Below are 18,015 nucleotides of genomic sequence, written 5' to 3' on the forward strand. Positions count from 1 at the left end.
GAATACAGGTATCCTTCTTTAACAGGAGCCGCTCGTTCAGACTCCCCACTCTAAATATCCGTTTCAACAAGGAAAAACCATGACCCACAATCTTATACGGAAATTGCTGATTATTGGTCTCTGTTCTCTGTTCTCTGCAGCCGCATCGGCCCAGACGTTTATTTTCACGGCCATCCCCGATGAAGACGAAACCAAGCTCGTCGAGCGTTTCCGCGGCATTGCGGACTACCTGTCCGAGGAACTGGATGCGGATGTAAAGTACATCCCCGTCAAGTCCTATGCAGCCGCCGTATCTGCATTCCGGAACAATCAGGTGCAACTGGCATGGTTCGGCGGCCTGTCCGGCGTTCAGGCCAGATCCCTGGTACCCGGTTCGCAGGCGATCGCGCAGGGCTCCGAAGACCAGGCCTTCTACGTTTATTTTATTGCTCATGAGAGCACCGGCCTGGATCGCGCAGACCGTTTGCCTGAAGATGTGCGTGGCAAGACATTTACCTTTGGATCGAAAGGCTCGACTTCCGGGCGATTGATTCCCGAATACCACATCCGCGAAACCTTTGGAGAAGCTCCTGAAGACGTATTCTCCCGTGTGGGTTACAGCGGCAACCACACCCGCACCCTCCGCCTGGTAGAGTCCGGCACTTATGAAGTGGGCGCCATGAACTTCGCGGTCTGGGAAAAAGAACTGGAAAACGGAAACATCAATACCGATGCGGTGAAGGTGATCTGGAAAACGCCAAGTTTCCCAAACTATCAGTGGAGCATCCGTGGCGACGTGGATGAAAACTACGGCGAAGGCTTTACCGATCGCGTCCGCGAGGCCCTGCTCTCCCTGGATGATCCTGAGTTGCTTGAAAGCTTCCCGCGCTCTGCGTTTGTTCCCGCTTCAAACGATGATTACGAGCCGATTCGCAAGGTTGCAAAAGAAATCGGAATCATTGATTGATGGCAGGCTTTGATCTCTCGGGCCTCACGGCCTCATTTGGGGGTGAGCGGGTTATCGGCCCGCTCACCCTTACTGTTAAGGAGGGAGATCAGGTCGCCCTGGTCGGGAAGAGTGGTGCCGGAAAATCCACTCTGATCCGGCTCATTCACAAGAGGGTGGATCGGGAATCGTCTCTCGTACCACAAGAGCTTGGCCTGGTTAACGCCCTACCGGTATTCCACAACGTTTTCATGGGGCAGCTGGACAAACACGCCACCTGGTACAACACCGTTACCCTGATCCGGCCCTTCAAGCAGGATAGAAAGCAGATTTCAGAACTGCTGGACGCGCTGAGAATGTCAGAGAAACTCTGGATCCCGACAGCGTCCCTTTCCGGCGGACAGCGCCAACGGGTGGCCATTGCCAGAGCCCTTTATCGCAACGCTCCCGTGTTACTGGCAGACGAACCGATCTCCGCACTGGATGGGCCAATGGCACATCACGTCATGAAACTGCTGAAAGACCGCTTCAAAACCAGCGTTATTGCGCTGCACGACGTGGACATGGCCATGAAGTACTGTAACCGCATTGTTGGCATCCAGGATGGCCAGGTCGCCCTGGATGAGCCTACAGAACGATTGACGGCTGCAGACATCATGTCGCTGTACTAGGACCTGTCCCGCGATGCTCTCCTACCCGACGGTTCGCACCAGCCTGATTTTTCTTACGATTGCGCTCGTGGGGTTGCTGTTTGCCGACATAGCGATAACCGCCAACAATCCCTGGCGAGACCTTGGCAATTTTTTCCTGGGCGTACTGACCCCCAATTTCTTCAGTAGCGAAGGGCTGCTTACCGCCCTGTTACGAACCGTGGCCTTTGCGTTCGTGGGGGTGACGGTTGGCGCTATTTGCGGCTTTCTGTTGGCACTGGTATATCGCTTTCTCCCGGTTCGTATATTCTGTGCCTTTATCAGGGCCATTCACGAGCTGTTCTGGGCTCTGATTTTTCTCCAATTTTTCGGCTTCCACCCGCTGACGGGCGTACTGGCAATCGCAATTCCCTATTCCGGCATTTTTGCCAAGGTTTACTCCGAGATTCTTGAAGAGGCAGATCCGGAACCGGGCAGGTTATTGCCTCCGGGCACTGGCACCATTGCGGCCTTCCTGTACACCAAGATCCCGGATTGCTGGGTTCAGCTTCGGACCTACACGGCCTATCGTCTTGAATGCGGTCTTCGCTCAAGCGCTATCCTCGGTTTCGTTGGCCTGCCGACATTGGGGTTTTATCTGGAAACCTCATTCTCGCAAGGCATGTACTCTGATGCCGGCGCGATGCTGATCCTGTTCTATGTGCTTATTGCCACCATCCCCCTCTGGGTGAAACCCAAGTTGTTGCCAGTGTATATCCTGGGCGCTCCGTTCTTCCTTGGCGATGGCTTGCCCATAGTCTGGGGCAACGTTGAGCGGTTCTTCACCCAGGACATTGTGCCCAGCCCACTGAGGGATGATGAGGGCCTCTCTGGCCTACTGCCGTGGCTCAATGAATTGATGATTGAACAGGCCCTGCCCGGTATCTGGAATACCGTGATCCTCACGCAGATCGCGCTCGTGGCCACCGGCATCCTCGCATTACTCGCGTTCCCGCTGATATCGAACCATTTTGGTGGCCCAATACGCCGGACCTCCGGGCATGTTTTCCTGGTGATTGCGCGATCAACACCGGAATACATCCTGGCCTACATTCTCCTGCAGCTGTGGGGGCCCTCCATGCTGCCGGCCGTAGTTGCATTGGCGCTGCACAACGGCGGAATCATCGGCCATCTCATTGGCCGGCAAACCAACACAATCCGGTTGAGATCCGACGCTCCCCACGGCTTCAATCGTTATGGCTGGGAGTTGGTACCCCGAATCTACCGCGCATTCCTGGCCTTCCTGTTCTACCGCTGGGAAATCATCATGCGTGAGACCGCCATCCTGGGCATTCTTGGAATCTATACCCTTGGTTTCTACGTCGATAGTGCCATTCAAAGCATCCGTTTTGATCAGGCAATGGTGCTCATACTGATCACCGCCATGCTGAACATTGGCGTAGACATCCTTGGCCGCTTCATTCGCCGCAAGCTGGCCCTGCAAACCATGCCTACCTGCTAGCCCCAGCCACTGCGATCCCCGTCACAGTTCCGTCATTTCAGTCAATCCTCGCCCGGGTAATGGGGACGGGTTGGCGGTATTGGCAGGATACATTCCGTTACACTCCGATAACCTCTTGCAACATTCAGAGTTCTGGTGATGATGGTAAACGGATTGATTCTCTTGGTTCAGCTTGGGCTGCTTGCACTGCTTGTTCTTCTGGCTGTGAAGATGATCTCGCTGATGCGCGCCGAGCCTCTGGCTGCCGGCCATCGGGAAGACTGGGCAGGCAATCATCCGGGAACCCATCAGTCTGAACCAGCCTCACGGCATTCAGAGTGGCCAGTCGCAGTGCGCAAACCGGTTGTCGACGCTGCCCCGGACCGCGCCGAGCTGATTACCCAGCTGCATATTCTGGCGGGCCTTCAGGAAAGGGATTGTCGAGTGAACGGCCTGGATCTATCAACGGCGCCGAATGCGGTTAAGACGTACGCGGCGGTCTGGCTCTATGGCGCTGGTTGTGCCCTCAGCGACAAAACCAATCGGCACTCTTCGGCTCTGGCAGCCACCGTTGCCCAGATTGCCAGTCGAAAAACCGGAATTCGTCAGTCAGAGATCGTTGAGGCGATCGATACCTTGACGGCCAGTACGGTTTACCTGGCGTGTTTCAAGGCGGGGTTGGAAGGAGCGGAATTCTGGCGGTTCAACCACTATGTACCGCCGACTTCGAGCCTTTACGAGGCCATCACCGCTAACGCGTTTATTTAGCAGCCTGCCCGGGGGCAGTCTCAAGTACCCAATCGGTGCCCAGTGCCACAGGTTCTGCGTGATCCTGTTCGTCAGCACGGGTGCCGGTGATCTCGGGCCGGCTGAATCCACCATCGTCGGTATTGGCCATGCTGTCCACATCGACAGAACGAACCACATAGGCCACGCCATCGGACAACACTTTCGCCCGGTGAGTTAATCCGAAGACAAACCGGCAGTAATCCAGTTTGAGCTGAATCAGATCCTGCTCCGCTTTGCGGATTTTTCTCAGCAGTACCTTCTGAACGCTATCTCCGTAATCCATCACGTTGTCCCTGGTAGTGGCGGTATGGTGATTTTACACAATCCGGGCCCGTTGTCAGCCGACTGACGTCCGGTTGCCCTTGTCTCAGTGTGGCTCGGCCTGAAATACCAGCTTTGCCGGAATGCCCTCGATAGGCTGTTGCCCCTGCTGCAGATCAATCCGCCAGGTCATGGTAGCGTCTACGGTACAGAATGGCGCCGTAAAACGCGCGGAGTATTCGTTTCCGTCCCGGTTGCCCAGTGGTACGGGATACTCGCCCATGTACATGGACTCTCCCCGAAGAACGGCGAGAAAACGCTCCGGCCGTTCTGGTGTAACTACCGTGAGTTGGTACTCCATGCCCTGGGTGCCCTCACCCAGTTCGCTCAGGCTGATTTGCCACTCGCCCGAACCGTCTGACCAACTGCAAGGGCCCTCCTGAAGCAAATCACAGCGGGCAAGGGGCGAACTCTCTTTGGCAGTAGCACCTTCCAGGTCACTATTAGCATCTTCAAGCAAGCCCGGACCAAACACTGCCACGGCAACAAGCCCCAGAATCAATCCTGCCACTGCTATTGCGCGTAACATAACGGCACCCCGAACAAACCTGCCGGGCATTATGGGGATTTCTACCGCCAAGGCAAAGGTTTCTAAACTGGCGCCAGTCATGAGAAAATACCGCGCCTTCAATTCGACCCATTTTGACCACAGGACACGCCCGTGCAGCCGGATATTTCCGTTAAGCACCTGAGCAAGGTATATGGTGACGGTTTCCAGGCCCTGAAGAACATCAACCTGGACATCCGCCGTGGCGAAATCTTCGCCCTGCTCGGCCCCAATGGCGCCGGCAAGACCACGCTGATCAGCATCATCTGCGGCATTGTTAACCTCTCCTCAGGCGAGGTGAAAGCCGCCGGCTACGACATTGTCAAAGACTACCGCAAAGCCCGCGAGACCATCGGCCTTGTGCCCCAGGAACTGAACACCGATTCGTTCGAAACCGTGTGGGATGCCGTTTCCTTCAGCCGCGGTCTGTTTGGCAAGGCGCCGAAGCCGTCCCACATAGAGAAGGTGCTCAAAGACCTCTCGCTCTGGGACAAACGCAACAACCGCATCATGTCGCTGTCCGGCGGCATGAAACGCCGGGTGATGATTGCCAAGGCGCTCTCCCACGAACCGCAGATCCTGTTCCTTGATGAGCCGACGGCCGGTGTGGATGTGGAGCTGCGGAGGGACATGTGGGATATGGTCCGCAAACTCCGTGAGAGCGGTGTGACCATTATCCTCACCACCCATTACATCGAAGAGGCCGAGGAGATGGCCGACAGGATCGGCGTGATCCGGCAGGGTGAAATCATTCTGGTCGAGGACAAGACCCAGCTGATGACCAAGCTGGGCAAGAAGGAGCTGCGTCTGCACCTGGCGCACAAACTCGACAAGGTGCCGGGCGAACTGACCCTGGAACCGGTGGAGCTGTCCGAGGACGGCTACCAGCTGATCTACACCTTTGACTCCCAGCAGGAACAGGCCGGCGTTGCCCGGCTGCTTCGGACACTCGGGGATCTGGGCATTGAATACCGGGATCTGCAAACCCGGGAAAGCTCCCTTGAAGAGATTTTTGTCGGCCTGGTGCACGAGTAAGCCCGCCGGCCCAACGGAGAAAGGCATGAACCTTTACGGTATCCGCGCAATCTACAAATTCGAAATGGCCCGCATGCGCCGAACGGTGATGCAGAGCGTGCTCTCGCCGGTGATTTCCACCTGCCTGTATTTCGTGGTCTTTGGCTCCGCGATCGGCTCGCGCATGGGTGATATCGACAACATCGCCTATGGGGCCTACATCATTCCAGGGCTGGTGATGCTGTCCCTGCTGATGCAGAGCATCTCCAACGCCTCGTTTGGCATCTACATGCCCAAGTTCTCCGGCACCATCTACGAAGTGCTCTCAGCACCGGTGTCCTACGTGGAAGTGGTCCTGGGATACGTTGGCGCCGCTGCCACCAAATCCGTGATCCTCGGGCTGATCATACTTGCTACGGCGAAGTTCTTTGTGGATTACGACGTACTGCACCCGTTCTGGATGTTCTCGTTCCTGGTGCTGACCTCCATCACCTTCAGCCTGTTCGGGTTCATCATCGGGATCTGGGCGGATGGCTTCGAAAAACTCCAGATTGTCCCGATGATGATCATCACCCCGCTGGTGTTCCTCGGCGGCACCTTCTATTCCATCGATATGCTGCCGGAGGTCTGGCAAACGGTTAGCCTGTTCAATCCGGTGGTTTACCTGATCAGCGGCTTCCGCTGGGCATTCTACGGCGTGTCCGACGTTCATGTCGGCATCAGCGTGGGCATGACCCTGGTGTTTCTCACTGCGTGCATGGTGGGCATCTGGTGGATCTTCAAAACCGGGTACCGGTTACGCTCGTGACAGCAACACCGCAACGCCTTCGAGGCCTGAAAGTCTGGGTCGTACTGGCGGTCAGCTCGTTGATCTACGGGTGCTCCTCCGGGATCGCAGCGCCGCAGGAAGGTCTTCCGGTTGTCGACGCCTGCTTTGTGTCCGCAGCGGGCACAGTGCCGGTAAAACTGGAAGTGGCCAATAGCTCTGAACAGCGCCGGAAGGGATTGATGGGCCGTACGTCTCTGGCGCCTGACGCCGGAATGCTGTTCGAGTACAGCGAGCCCAGGGAAGCAAGCCACGGCTTCTGGATGTACAAAACCCTGATCCCCCTGGACATTGCCTACCTCAACGAGGATGGCGTGATCGGCAGTATCCGGCAGATGGTGCCCTGCGCCTCGGCCACTGGTGCCGGCTGCCCCACCTACCCCGCCGGCGTGTCGTTTATCCAGGCCGTTGAGATGAACGCCGGTTTTTTCCAGGAACATGGAATCCGGACCGGCGACCGGCTATTCATTGGAAACGGTAATTGCCAGACGCAGTAGGCCGGGCTGATACTCCCAGGCGATTCTAGCTGTCCTGCCACTCCGGCTTACGCTTCTCCAGGAACGCACAGATACCCTCCTGAGCATCGTTGGCCATCATATTGTCGGCCATTACTTTCGATGTGTACTCGTAAGCATCTTCAAGCGGCATTTCCAGCTGACGATAGAAGGCTTCCTTGCCAATTTTCAGGGTGTGGCCGGATTTGTCGGCAATGGTGCGGGCCAGCTTGTAGACCATCTCGTCCAGGTGCTGCTCATCGACTATCTGATTAACCAGCCCGATGCGTTCCGCCTTCACGGCGCCGATCATTTCGCCGGTCAGCAGCATTTCCATGGCGTGCTTGCGGGACACGTTGCGGGACAAAGCCACCATCGGTGTGGAACAGAACAGCCCGATGTTCACGCCCGGGGTGGCAAACCGCGCCGTATCCGCCGCTACCGCCAGATCACAGCTGGCCACCAGCTGACAGCCCGCGGCCGTGGCAACACCCGCTACCCGGGCAATCACCGGCCGGGGCAGATTGACGATCTGCTGCATCACCTTGCTGCACTGGTTGAACAGCGCCAGCTGGAATTCATGGCTATCAAACTGCTCCCGAACTTCCCGAAGGTCGTGGCCGGCACAGAACACATTGCCATGGGCCGCAAGCACCACAACCCGGGTTTCCGTATCGGAGGCAATAATCTCCAGCTCTTCAGACAGCGCCTCCAGCATGGCCATAGACAGGCTGTTCTTCTTCTCCGGCTGGTTCAGCGTGAGCGTGGTAATGCCATTTTCGCTGTACTTGTGAACCAGTTCTGCGGTTTGTTCAGTCATGAGGACACTCCATTTTTAACGGTGCTGCACCAGGCAACCTGCAAACTTACCCTGAGTATTGCTGACTGCGTCTATACTGTCGAAGCGACTTTTGTAGGATGCTCAGTTTTCGGGGCTTTGCGGTTGTTATAGCCCTCTCCCGCCCATAGGCTGTTTGTATAAGCCAGAACGCAGAGAGGAAGAACGCATGTCCAAATCGATAATCCTCAAAGCCATCTTTGCCATCGCGGTTATTGGCGGCGCCATCTTCATTATCATCGAGGACGAACCGGCAACACCAACCGGCGATATCAACAGCATCCAGCCGCTGCCAGAGCAGGATAACCCCTGAACTGAACAACACACCTCACCAGAACAGGCGAACACACATTGCAGACAACCCGAATCAAAGGACTGACCATCGCCGCCCTTGGCGTGCTGTTTATCGTGCCGGATGCGCTGCTTGTGAAAATCACCTCCGTGGACCCGGTGGTGTTCCTGTTCTGGCGGGGTTTATTGCTGGCCCTCAGTTTCTTTGTGATCAGCTGGGCCCGTTACCGCTCCAGGCTGGTGCCTGAAATTCGCAAATGCGGACGCAAAGGCCTGTTCTGTGCCGGCGCCTTCGCCATCAGCACTCTCGGATTTGTGGTGGGCATGAAAAACACCGCCGCAGGCAACGTGCTGGTGATTCTCAACACCGCCCCGGTGATCGCCGCCGTCATCGCCTGGGCGGTCTGGAAAGAAACCCTGCCCCTGCGGACCTGGGTCGTCATCCTGGTATGTGTGACCGGCGCGACCTTCATGGCCGTTGGCGAATTCGGCAAGGGCGACCCGCTGGGGTTGTTGATGGCCGTGGTTGCCGCCACGGCCCTGGCCTCCAACCTTAACGTGGCCCGCTCTAAGCCCGACAGTGACATGAGCGTGATGCTCATGTTCGGAGCCCTGGTGTTGGCCGCTGTGGCCGCTCTGTTTGGCGGGGCCCAGATGCCCTCAGGCCGGGACTTCTTCTTCATTGCCCTGCTCTGCCTTGTATTCCTGCCGACTGCCTGCATCCTGATCCAGATTGGCCCGCGCTACATTCCCGCGGCAGAGGTCAGCCTGATGCTGCTTTTGGAAACCGTGTTCGGGTCCTTCCTGGTGTGGCTGTTCCTGGGCGAGGTACCGCCAAACCTCAGTCTGGTGGGCGGGGTCATCGTATTCTCAGCTCTGGCTGTGCACGGCTGGACGGAAGTCAGCCGCTACCGAAAGGCGCGGCTATTAGTTGATTAATCCGGTTCCCGCGCGCGAAGATACGCGCTGATCAAAAACAAGGAACCGCATTCATGACCAACGTACCCAAGCTCACCGACGCACTGCTCACCATGGAAAACCGGGTAGCCACCCTTACCCTGAACCGTCACGACCTGCGCAATGCGCTGACAGGCTCACACCTGATCGACGATATCGTGACCACCGCAGAATGGGTGAACCAGTGCGACGATGTGTCGGTACTGGTGATCACCGGGGCGGGCTCTGCCTTCAGTGCTGGTGGCAACATCCGGGACATGGCCAACCGAAGCGGCGATTTTGCTGGCGACGTGGCCGAATGCGCCGATCGCTACCGCAAAGGCATCCAGCGCATTCCCCTGGCCCTGCAGAACGTTGAAGTGCCCATTATTGCCGCCGTGAACGGCCCAGCCATTGGTGCCGGCTTCGATCTGGCCAACATGGCGGATATCCGCATTGCCTCGGAAAGTGCCAAGTTCGGCGAAACCTTCCTCAACCTCGGCATCATCCCCGGCGACGGCGGCGCCTGGTTCATGCAGCGCCTGATCGGCTATCAGCGCGCCTTCGAGCTCACCCTCACCGGCCGCGTGATAGACGCCGCCGAAGCCAAAGACTTGGGTATTGTTCTGGAGGTGGTGCCAGCAGACGAATTGATGAATGCCGCAAACGCCATCGCAAGCCGCATGGCCAGCCAGCCGCCGAAAGCCACACGCCTGACCAAACGCCTGATGAAAATGGCGCCGAGGATGGAACTGAAGGATTTTCTGGACGTGTGCGCCAACTTCCAGGGCATGTGCCACAACGAGCCAGAGCACCTGGAAGCGGTGAATAAAATGCTGGAGGCGATGTCGAAGAAATAGTGGTGCTCCGGGCCGGAATCGAACCGGCACGACCTAACGGTCGAGAGATTTTAAGTCTCTTGTGTCTACCAATTTCACCACCGGAGCATTCGGGGGGAGGTTTTGACGGGCAGAATTGTATAAGTCTGCGTGGGGTAACGCAATTCGGATTCTGCCCTCGCCTTCAGGCGGCCGGGCTTGCCTCTGCGGGCTTGGTTGCCCTGCCCTTGTAGATGTATCCGGCAATTTTCGGTGCCTTGGGGATGTAGAGGTTTTCCAGTTCCTGGATTTCGAAGCCGGAGTCTCGGATCAGGTCGGCGATGTGGCGGTTCAAATGGCAGCCGCCCGCGAGTTTTTTCCACCCGGGGGTGATGCGGTGTTGCCACTTTCGGGTGCCGTCGTCGGGGGATTCGCCGTGTTCCAGGAACAGGAGTTCGCCGCCCGGTTTGAGTACCCGCCACATTTGCCGGAGGGCTGTATGCCAATCCGGGATCGTGCACAGAGTGAAGGTCAGAAGTACGGTATCAACAGAGTGGTCTTCCAGGGGGATTTTCTCGCCCGGCAGGTCCAGCCACTCTACCTTGATGGGGGATCTTTCGATATTCGGCTGGGCCTTGCGACGCATGCCCTCTGAGGGCTCAAGGCCGTACACCATGTCCACGTGTTTGGCATTGTAGAATTCCATATTGATGGCCGAGCCCATACCCACTTCCAGCACCACGCCTTTTGCATGGGGTACTACCTGGCTACGAAGCTTCATCACCTGGCCCATGGAGCATGCGCGGTCTATGATGTGGGGGAGAATCCTGTCTTCGTAAAAGCTCATCGGCAACACCATAATTGTTTTAAATCAAGGGTGCGGCAAAACGCCCTATCGAATTTGCTACCATGTTTAGTAGCATAGTAATTATCTGCCGGTAATAACAATATAACAAACAGAGCTAAGGCAGCGGCTGAACGGGTTCGCTGGGCCCGTTTGTTATGATGTGACCGTTACCGGAGGGTTCCCATGGAACTTGATCCTCTCATTCTATCGCGAATCCAGTTCGCGTTCGTGGTGTCATTTCACGCCATCTTTCCTGTGTTTACCATCGGCCTTGCCTCCTACATTGCGGTACTCGAAGGCCTTGCCTTCAAAACCGAGAATCCTGTGTGGGTAAAGCTCTCTGCCTTCTGGACCAAGGTGTTTGCCGTGGTTTTCGGCATGGGAGTGGTGTCGGGCATCGTGATGTCGTTCCAGTTCGGAACCAACTGGAGCAATTTTGCGCAGGCCTCAGCCAATTTCCTCGGCCCTATCCTGAGTTATGAGGTGGTTACGGCGTTCTTCCTGGAGGCGGCGTTCCTCGGGGTGCTGCTCTTCGGTCGGGATAAGGTGCCGGCAGGCGTTCACCTGTTTGCCGCCATCATGGTTGCGACGGGTACCTTTATTTCCTCCTTCTGGATTCTCTCGGCCAACAGCTGGATGCAGACTCCGGCCGGCACCGAGCTCCGCGACGGCGTGTTCTATGTGACTTCCTGGAGCGAGGCGATCTTTAACCCGTCCTTCCCTTACCGCTTTGGCCATATGGCGCTGGCGTCCTTCCTGACCGGCGGCTTCGTGGTGGCCGGCGTGAGCGCCTGGTATCTCCTACGGGGTCGCGAGGTTGAGGCCAACAAAAAAGCGCTGTCCATGTGCCTGTGGCTGTTGCTGTTCATTGCGCCTGCTCAGGCGGTGCTGGGTGATTTCCACGGCCTGAACACTCTGGAGCACCAGCCCACAAAGGTTGCGGCCATGGAAGGTAACTGGGAAACCTCCCGCAATGTGCCGTTGCTGCTGTTCGCCATTCCCGATCAGGAAAACCAGCGGAACCTCTACGAGATCGGTATTCCAAGCCTGGCCAGCTTCATCCTGACCCATGAATGGGACGGAGAGGTGCCGGGTGTGAGCGCAGTGCCGGTTGAAGAGCAGCCTCCGGTGGCGATTGTGTTCTGGTCCTTCCGGATCATGGTAGGTATTGGCCTGCTGATGATCGCCTTCGCGGTAACCGGTCTGGTTCTGCGTGCCGGCGGCAGGTACTGGCGCACCAACTGGTTCCTGCAGGGGATGCGTTTCATGAGCATTGCGCCCTTCTTTGCGGTGCTCACCGGCTGGTTCGTCACCGAAGTGGGCCGCGCGCCCTGGCTCGTGTATGGCCAGATGACCCAGGCCGAGGCACTGACCCCGTCACTGACCGGCGGCATGGCGTTGTTCACGCTCATCGGCTATATCGTTGTGTACGCTCTGGTGTTTTCTGCCGGTGTCTACTACCTCATGCGTGTGTTGTATGTCGGTCTTGAAGACCGTGATGAGGACGAACACGAGGCAGATCGACCCAAGCGTCCGTTCTCCGCTGCACATGTGCCTTTCGAAATTGACCACAATTCTGACGATACTGTTGGTACTGCCAAGCCCGTCAACCAGGGAGGTCACTGATTATGGAACTGTTTGATCTGCCTCTTATCTGGGCATTCATTATCGGCTTCGGCATCATCATGTATGTGTTGATGGACGGGTTCGACCTGGGCGTGGGTATTCTCTTCCCCTTTGCTCCGAACGAGGAAGCCCGCGACACCATGATGAATTCGGTGGCCCCGGTGTGGGACGGCAATGAAACCTGGCTGGTGCTCGGTGGCGCCGGTCTTCTGGCCGCCTTCCCCATGGTGTATTCCATCTTCCTGCCGGCACTCTATATCGGTGTATTCCTGCTATTGGCCGGGCTGATCTTCCGGGGCGTGGCCTTTGAGTTCCGGTTCAAGGCCCGTACGTCACGTTATCTCTGGAACTGGGCGTTTGCCGGCGGCTCCACAGTTGCATCCTTTGCCCAGGGCGCCGTGGTCGGGGCCTATATCCAGGGCTTTGAAACCGCCAATGGCGTCTATGTTGGCGGCGCGCTGGACTGGCTGACGCCGTTCACTGTGCTCACGGGTCTGGGTATGCTGGCCGGCTATGCCCTGCTGGGCTCCACCTGGCTGATCATGAAAACCGAGGGGAACCTGCAGCAGTGGGCCTACAAGATCACCCTGCCCTTGCTCCTTGCGGTGCTGGTGGTCTTTGGCATCATCGGTGTCTGGACGCCCTTCGTGGATGAAATGGTGCGTGAGCGCTGGTTCTCCAACCTGAGCATTATCTGGGTCCTACCGGTTCTGACACTGCTTTGCGCTATCCAGATTTACCGTTCGGTTCGTGATCGCAAAGACGGCATGCCGTTCGTGGCTACCATGGGCCTGTTCATCACCACCTATCTGGGCCTGGTGGTCAGCCGCTGGCCCTATGTGGTCCCGCCGGAATACACGCTCTGGGAGGCAGCCTCCGCCTATGAATCCCAGCTGTTCCTCCTGTTGGGTCTGCTGTTCGTGATTCCGATTGTGCTGGTCTACACCGCCTGGACCTATTGGGTCTTCCGCGGCAAGGTACGCGCCGGCGAGGGATATCACTAAGTGGCGGAGCCATCGGCCAATGGGGGCGGAGAGAATACCTTCGCCGCCGATCAGAAAGCCGTCAAAGGATGGCTTGCGGATCTGGCCCGTGGCAGTCGCCTGTGGATCCGAAGTACCGTGGCTGCCGGCACCGTTGCCGGCATTGCCACCATTATTCAGATGGTTTTGCTTGCCCGGATTATCCACCTGGGCATCATTGACGAGGTTCCGGTTGCGGACCTCACTCCTCTTTTTCTGGGTCTGATTATCGCCCTCGTTGTGCGCGCACTTGGCCAGGGCTACCAGACCCGCTTCGCCGCTCGATGCAGCGAACAGGTTCGCCGTGACGCCCGCCGGCAACTCCACAAGCACTGGCAGGCCACCGGCCCCGTTGAACTGGGCCAGTCTTCGGCTGGCGCGCTTGCCCGCGAATGGATAGATCACGTGGAAGCCCTGCATGGCTACTTCGCCCGTTTTCTGCCGCAGATGACCCTGTCGATGATTGTGCCACTGCTGATCCTCGCCCTGGTGTTCTGGCTGGACTGGCTGGCCGGCACCTTCCTGCTGTTGTCCGCGCCGCTGATTCCCCTGTTCATGGCGCTGGTGGGTATGGGTGCGGAGAAACTGAACCAGCAGCATTTTGAAACCATCAGCCGACTATCCGGCCAGTTCCTGGACAAGGTACGCGGCCTGACTACGCTGCAGCTCTTCGGGCAGACCGAGGGGGCAGCCGAGCTGATTCGCAAGCGCTCGGATCATTACCGACGCATTACCATGAAAACGCTCCGGGTCGCGTTTCTGTCGTCGGCGGTTCTGGAGTTCTTTGCCTCGGTTGCCATCGCCGTTATCGCCATCTACATCGGGTTTGGTCTGCTGGGCTACATCACCTACGGCCCTTCCGAAGATCTGACCCTGTTTTCCGGGCTGCTGATTCTTTTACTGGCCCCGGAGTTTTTCCAGCCGCTGCGCACCCTTTCCCAGCATTATCATGATCGTGCCGCAGCGATGGGTGCTGGTACCGAAATTCTTGAGCGGCTGGCATCCCCGGTGAACCTTCAGAGCGCGAGTGAAACCGTGTCTGCGGAGGGCGCGGAAGACCGGATCGAGCTGCGTTCCGTCAGCAAGAGCTTCCGGTCGGGTCAGAAGGTGTTGAGTGATCTCACGCTGACCATCCGCAAAGGCGAAGTGGTTGCCCTGACAGGCCCCTCCGGCGGCGGGAAGTCCACCCTGCTACACCTGCTGGCCGGCTTTATCGCACCGGATGCCGGTCAGATCCACCTGTTCGGCGAGACGCCGGGCAGCTTCCGGTTTGGCTGGCTGGGCCAGAAAGGGTTTCTGGTTCACGGCACCTGGGCCGACAACCTCAGACTGACCACTCCGGATGCCTCCGATATCGCCATCGAGACGGCCCTGCGTAATGTGGGCCTCGGTTCCCTGCTCGACAGTCGCCAGCAGGGTATTTACAGCCCGGTATCCGAGGAGGGCCAGGGGCTTTCCGGCGGCCAGGCAAGAAGGCTGAGTCTGGCGCGTATTTTCCTGGCGGATTACGACCTGATTCTGCTCGATGAACCCACTGCCGGCCTGGACAGCGACAGTGAAGTGTTTGTGCTGGAGGCCCTGCATAAACTGGCGGTGGCCGGCAAAACCCTGATTTTCTCCACCCACCACCAGGCCCTGCTGACTCTTGCCAATTGTGTATTGCTGGTCTCCGACGGGGAGGTGCGCGATGCGTGAACTGAAGCCCTGGCTGGACCTGATCTTCAAACGCCCGGGGCGCCTGGTTGTGGGCGGTTTCCTGATTTTGGCTACCCTGCTCTACGGCATAGGTCTGTTGGCGGTATCCGGATGGTTCATTACTGAAACTGCGCTGGTGGGCCTGCTGTTGGCCGCCGGCGTGGCGGCGACCATAAACCTCTATGTACCCGGCGGCGCGATCCGGTTTTTCGCCGTTTCCCGCACGGTATTCCGGTATCTGGAGCGGGTCTACAACCACGATACCGTTCTGAGGTTGCTCACGGACATCCGTGTCGCTTTGTTCAAACGTTTGTCCCGCGCCAGTCGCGTTCGCCGTGGCGAGCTGAGCGGCGCCCAGTGGCTATCCAGGCTCACCACCGATGTGGATGCCCTGGACACCCTCTACCTGCGCCTGATCGCCCCCACCGCCCTTGCGGGCCTGGTTACTCTGCTGGTGATGGTTCTGGCTGCCGTGCTCTTTGATATCGGCACGGCATTGCTGGTGGGACTGTTGCTGGTCGTTGCCCTGGTAATCGCCACCGCAGGGGTTTATCTGAGAACCTGGCGCTTGGCGGCCCGGCAAAGCGACCGGCAGGAAGACCTTCGAACGGCGGTGATCGAGCACATCGAGGGTTTCCCGGAGCTGACCGCCGCCGGGCGTACTGGTAAACATGCGGCCTGGCTCATGCGCCAGGCCCATCAGGTAACGGCCGAGCAAGCCAGGGCCGATACCCGGGTGGGCTGGCATCTGGCTGGCGCCCATTGGTTCGTCAATCTCTCTGCCGTTCTGGCCCTTTGGGCAGGCTTTGCCCTGTTCCAGTCGGGGTCGGTGTCTGGCCCGGTGTTGGTGTTACTGCCCATTGCGCTGCTCGGCCTGGCCGAGGTCTACGCCATGCTGCCGGATGCCTTTGGCAAGCTCGGGGCAACTGTCGCGTCTGCGGCGCGGTTGAACCGGGATTGCCGGGAGGATGACCAGAACGCCGCGCCCAGCGCCTCAGAACTGCCGCCGGGAAAAGCCCTTCTGGCGGAAGATATTGCCGTAAAACATGAGGATTACGCGCCTTTATTTACGCACTTCAACCTTGGGATTGAGGATGGAGAGCACATCGGCATTCTCGGGCATTCGGGCAGCGGCAAATCCTCCCTGGCGGATGTGCTCGCCGGCCTGCTGCCCACCGCCCAGGGCAATCTGGCGAGGAGGGAGTGCGTTTACCTCACCCAGAAAACCGTGTTGTTTGAGGATACCCTCCGGGCCAATCTGCTGTTGGGCTCGCCCGAGGCCTCGGACACCGAACTCTGGAGCATGCTGGAGCAAATGGAGCTGGCTGAGCGCTTCGCCACCGAACCGGATCGCCTCGATACCTGGCTCGGCAGTGCCGGCAGCCGACTCTCCGGCGGTGAAGCAAGGCGTGTGGCCCTGGCGCGTGTGCTATTGAACCCCGCCCCGCTGGTAATACTGGATGAGCCGTTTACCGGCCTGGATGCCGATACCCGGGCGCGGATTTCAAAACGGATGGAAACGCGTCTGGAAGGAAAAACCGTGGTTAGCCTGGCACACGGGTCGGATGCCCTCCCGGACACCGACCGTGTGATTTACCTCAGCGGTTAACGGGTCTCGAGTACCTCGAAAGTCAGGCCCGCCTTGCTGGTGAGACGGTCCATCAGCTTGCCGTCGAGCAGCGAAGACGGCGTCCAGAACCCGCCGGGCTGATCCGCCGGAATATCGAACGCCAGACACATCCCTGCTTCACCCAACATCTTGCCGGTGGAACCGTAGCCCGGGTCCTGATCGCCGGTCACCTTGGTGATAATGGTTTTGCCATCCTCTGTGCGGCCAACAAAACGAAGGTCATAGAACCCGGCCTTCTGGGCTTCCGGGCTGGGTCCTTCGCCCGGCTTGGGCACGAACTTCTCAACCAGCCAGCGGGTGGGTTTGACGGCAGAGGCCATCAGGAATGCCCCCAGACCGCCGGTGACGGCATACGCTGCCAGACGGCCCTTGGTACCACGACCGGTCATCATGGCTTCGTCGTAGGTGAACTCCTTGCCATAACGCGCGTTCTGCAGGGCGTTGGAACGATGAACCACGCGTGTGTTGATCGCTGCCATCACAAAAGGCGCCAGCCAGGCGTTGAAGGTCTTGTCGTACTCTGCACCTTTCAGGCTCGGCTGACGGGTCTTGGAGCGATGATCTGGCGGGCAGATTGAAAACGGATTGGCCATTTGTTTCCGCAGTTTCGGATCGGCCGCGGCTTCCTTTACCGCGTTCATCAGGGAGGCAACGGTCCCACCCGAGAATTCGCCTTTGGCGGTTTTCACCCGCATGCGAACATCCCGGCATGGCGCACCGAAGGTCTGCTCTGCCTGGTTCTGAAGGAACCACACGCCCATGTCGGAGGGAATCGAATCGAAGCCGCAGCAATGCACGATGCGGGCACCGGAGGACTTGGCTTCTTCCTCGTAGCGTTCCACCATCTTGCGGATCCATTGCACTTCGCCGGTCAGGTCGCAATAATCCGTGCCACTGCGCACACACGCCTGCACCAGAGGCTCACCGTAAAGTGCGTAGGGGCCAACGGTGGAAATAATGACGCGGGTTTGCTCGCACATGGCCTTCAGGGCGGCCTCGTCGGACGCATCCGCCAGGATCACTGGCAGGTCTTTGGCTTTGGAACCAAGTTCACCCTTCAGGGTGTTGAGCTTGCTCTCGGAGCGACCGGCAATTGCCCATTTCACCGATTGACCCACTCCGTAGGTTTCGAGCAAGTAACGGGTGAGAATCTGGCCAACGAAACTGGTGGCTCCGAACACCACCAGGTCATAGGCCGTTTCTGAGGATTTGGTCATTGCTCTTCCTTAGTCAAAATTATCTGGAAAGTTGATAGAGATTTAACAG

The 18,015-nt window shown here is 58.2% G+C and carries 19 protein-coding genes and 1 tRNA gene; 14 read left to right on the forward strand and 6 right to left on the reverse strand.

Annotated elements, in window-relative coordinates:
• Positions 1–79 precede the first annotated feature (79 nt).
• The 4 genes from GJU83_RS00175 to GJU83_RS00190 all read left to right on the forward strand — a co-directional run bounded on the left by GJU83_RS00175 (position 80) and on the right by GJU83_RS00190 (position 3,823).
• The gene (locus GJU83_RS00175) at positions 80–946 is read left to right on the forward strand and encodes a putative selenate ABC transporter substrate-binding protein (RefSeq protein WP_153633460.1); all 867 of its coding nucleotides are present in this window, start codon (positions 80–82) and stop codon (positions 944–946) included.
• Positions 946–1,596: a phosphonate ABC transporter ATP-binding protein gene (locus tag GJU83_RS00180; RefSeq protein ID WP_153633461.1), complete on the forward strand. Its 651-nt coding sequence runs from the start codon at positions 946–948 to the stop codon at positions 1,594–1,596. Before GJU83_RS00175 ends, GJU83_RS00180 begins: the two co-directional genes overlap by 1 nt.
• A 13-nt stretch (positions 1,597–1,609) precedes the next feature.
• Positions 1,610–3,076 (forward strand): PhnE/PtxC family ABC transporter permease, encoded by a 1,467-nt coding sequence (locus GJU83_RS00185; RefSeq protein ID WP_153633462.1) that lies wholly within the window; start codon positions 1,610–1,612, stop codon positions 3,074–3,076.
• A gap of 138 nt (positions 3,077–3,214) precedes the next feature.
• A complete protein-coding gene (locus GJU83_RS00190) occupies positions 3,215–3,823 on the forward strand; it encodes a hypothetical protein (RefSeq protein ID WP_153634384.1) in 609 nt (202 codons plus the stop codon).
• On the opposite strand, the gene GJU83_RS00195 is transcribed toward GJU83_RS00190, so the two are convergent.
• Together GJU83_RS00195 and GJU83_RS00200 are read right to left on the reverse strand one after the other, a co-directional pair.
• Entirely contained in the window at positions 3,816–4,127 is a 312-nt protein-coding gene (locus GJU83_RS00195) for a hypothetical protein (RefSeq protein ID WP_153633463.1), read from the reverse strand. The two genes, GJU83_RS00190 and GJU83_RS00195, sit on opposite strands and share 8 nt — an antisense overlap.
• An 84-nt stretch (positions 4,128–4,211) precedes the next feature.
• On the reverse strand, positions 4,212–4,694 hold the full coding sequence (locus GJU83_RS00200) for a hypothetical protein (RefSeq protein ID WP_153633464.1): 483 nt from the start codon (positions 4,692–4,694) through the stop codon (positions 4,212–4,214).
• Between the two features lie 132 nt (positions 4,695–4,826).
• Between GJU83_RS00200 and GJU83_RS00205 the strand changes: the two genes are divergently transcribed.
• Genes GJU83_RS00205 through GJU83_RS00215 form a run of 3 tightly spaced genes read left to right on the forward strand, consistent with a single transcriptional unit; the run spans position 4,827 to position 7,049 of the window.
• The gene (locus GJU83_RS00205) at positions 4,827–5,747 is read left to right on the forward strand and encodes an ABC transporter ATP-binding protein (protein WP_069183617.1); all 921 of its coding nucleotides are present in this window, start codon (positions 4,827–4,829) and stop codon (positions 5,745–5,747) included.
• A gap of 25 nt (positions 5,748–5,772) precedes the next feature.
• Positions 5,773–6,534 (forward strand): ABC transporter permease, encoded by a 762-nt coding sequence (locus GJU83_RS00210; protein WP_136632317.1) that lies wholly within the window; start codon positions 5,773–5,775, stop codon positions 6,532–6,534.
• The gene (locus tag GJU83_RS00215) at positions 6,531–7,049 is read left to right on the forward strand and encodes a DUF192 domain-containing protein (RefSeq protein WP_306344398.1); all 519 of its coding nucleotides are present in this window, start codon (positions 6,531–6,533) and stop codon (positions 7,047–7,049) included. Before GJU83_RS00210 ends, GJU83_RS00215 begins: the two co-directional genes overlap by 4 nt.
• Positions 7,050–7,074: 25 nt before the next feature.
• On the opposite strand, the gene GJU83_RS00220 is transcribed toward GJU83_RS00215, so the two are convergent.
• A complete protein-coding gene (locus GJU83_RS00220) occupies positions 7,075–7,866 on the reverse strand; it encodes an enoyl-CoA hydratase (protein WP_069183615.1) in 792 nt (263 codons plus the stop codon).
• 187 nt (positions 7,867–8,053) lie between these two features.
• On the opposite strand from GJU83_RS00220, the gene GJU83_RS18930 reads away from it, so the two are divergent.
• Genes GJU83_RS18930 through GJU83_RS00230 form a run of 3 tightly spaced genes read left to right on the forward strand, consistent with a single transcriptional unit; the run spans position 8,054 to position 9,971 of the window.
• Positions 8,054–8,197 (forward strand): hypothetical protein, encoded by a 144-nt coding sequence (locus GJU83_RS18930; RefSeq protein WP_167352695.1) that lies wholly within the window; start codon positions 8,054–8,056, stop codon positions 8,195–8,197.
• Positions 8,198–8,235: 38 nt separating this feature from the next.
• Entirely contained in the window at positions 8,236–9,114 is an 879-nt protein-coding gene (locus GJU83_RS00225) for a DMT family transporter (protein ID WP_153633465.1), read from the forward strand.
• 53 nt (positions 9,115–9,167) lie between these two features.
• On the forward strand, positions 9,168–9,971 hold the full coding sequence (locus GJU83_RS00230; RefSeq protein WP_153633466.1) for an enoyl-CoA hydratase-related protein: 804 nt from the start codon (positions 9,168–9,170) through the stop codon (positions 9,969–9,971).
• On the opposite strand, the gene GJU83_RS00235 is transcribed toward GJU83_RS00230, so the two are convergent.
• Positions 9,972–10,058: transfer RNA gene (locus GJU83_RS00235), tRNA-Leu, on the reverse strand. It abuts the gene before it with no gap.
• A 76-nt stretch (positions 10,059–10,134) separates the two neighbouring features.
• Positions 10,135–10,776, reverse strand: coding sequence for a class I SAM-dependent methyltransferase (locus GJU83_RS00240; RefSeq protein WP_153633467.1), 642 nt, complete (start codon positions 10,774–10,776; stop codon positions 10,135–10,137).
• A 183-nt stretch (positions 10,777–10,959) separates the two neighbouring features.
• Between GJU83_RS00240 and GJU83_RS00245 the strand changes: the two genes are divergently transcribed.
• The 4 genes from GJU83_RS00245 to cydC are packed head-to-tail and all read left to right on the forward strand — an operon-like array spanning position 10,960 to position 16,728.
• Positions 10,960–12,402, forward strand: coding sequence for a cytochrome ubiquinol oxidase subunit I (locus GJU83_RS00245; protein WP_153633468.1), 1,443 nt, complete (start codon positions 10,960–10,962; stop codon positions 12,400–12,402).
• Positions 12,403–12,404: 2 nt separating this feature from the next.
• On the forward strand, positions 12,405–13,406 hold the full coding sequence (cydB, locus tag GJU83_RS00250; RefSeq protein WP_069183608.1) for a cytochrome d ubiquinol oxidase subunit II: 1,002 nt from the start codon (positions 12,405–12,407) through the stop codon (positions 13,404–13,406).
• Positions 13,407–15,119: a thiol reductant ABC exporter subunit CydD gene (gene cydD / locus GJU83_RS00255; RefSeq protein WP_153633469.1), complete on the forward strand. Its 1,713-nt coding sequence runs from the start codon at positions 13,407–13,409 to the stop codon at positions 15,117–15,119. It begins immediately after the preceding gene.
• Positions 15,112–16,728 (forward strand): thiol reductant ABC exporter subunit CydC, encoded by a 1,617-nt coding sequence (gene cydC / locus GJU83_RS00260; RefSeq protein WP_153633470.1) that lies wholly within the window; start codon positions 15,112–15,114, stop codon positions 16,726–16,728. The genes cydD and cydC overlap by 8 nt, the downstream gene beginning before the upstream one ends.
• On the opposite strand, the gene GJU83_RS00265 is transcribed toward cydC, so the two are convergent.
• Positions 16,725–17,966 carry a saccharopine dehydrogenase family protein gene (locus GJU83_RS00265; RefSeq protein ID WP_153633471.1) on the reverse strand — a complete coding sequence of 414 codons (1,242 nt, stop codon included), beginning with the start codon at positions 17,964–17,966 and terminating at the stop codon, positions 16,725–16,727. The two genes, cydC and GJU83_RS00265, sit on opposite strands and share 4 nt — an antisense overlap.
• Positions 17,967–18,015 lie beyond the last annotated feature (49 nt).

The organism is Marinobacter salsuginis, assembly GCF_009617755.1.
Taxonomy (GTDB): domain Bacteria; phylum Pseudomonadota; class Gammaproteobacteria; order Pseudomonadales; family Oleiphilaceae; genus Marinobacter; species Marinobacter salsuginis.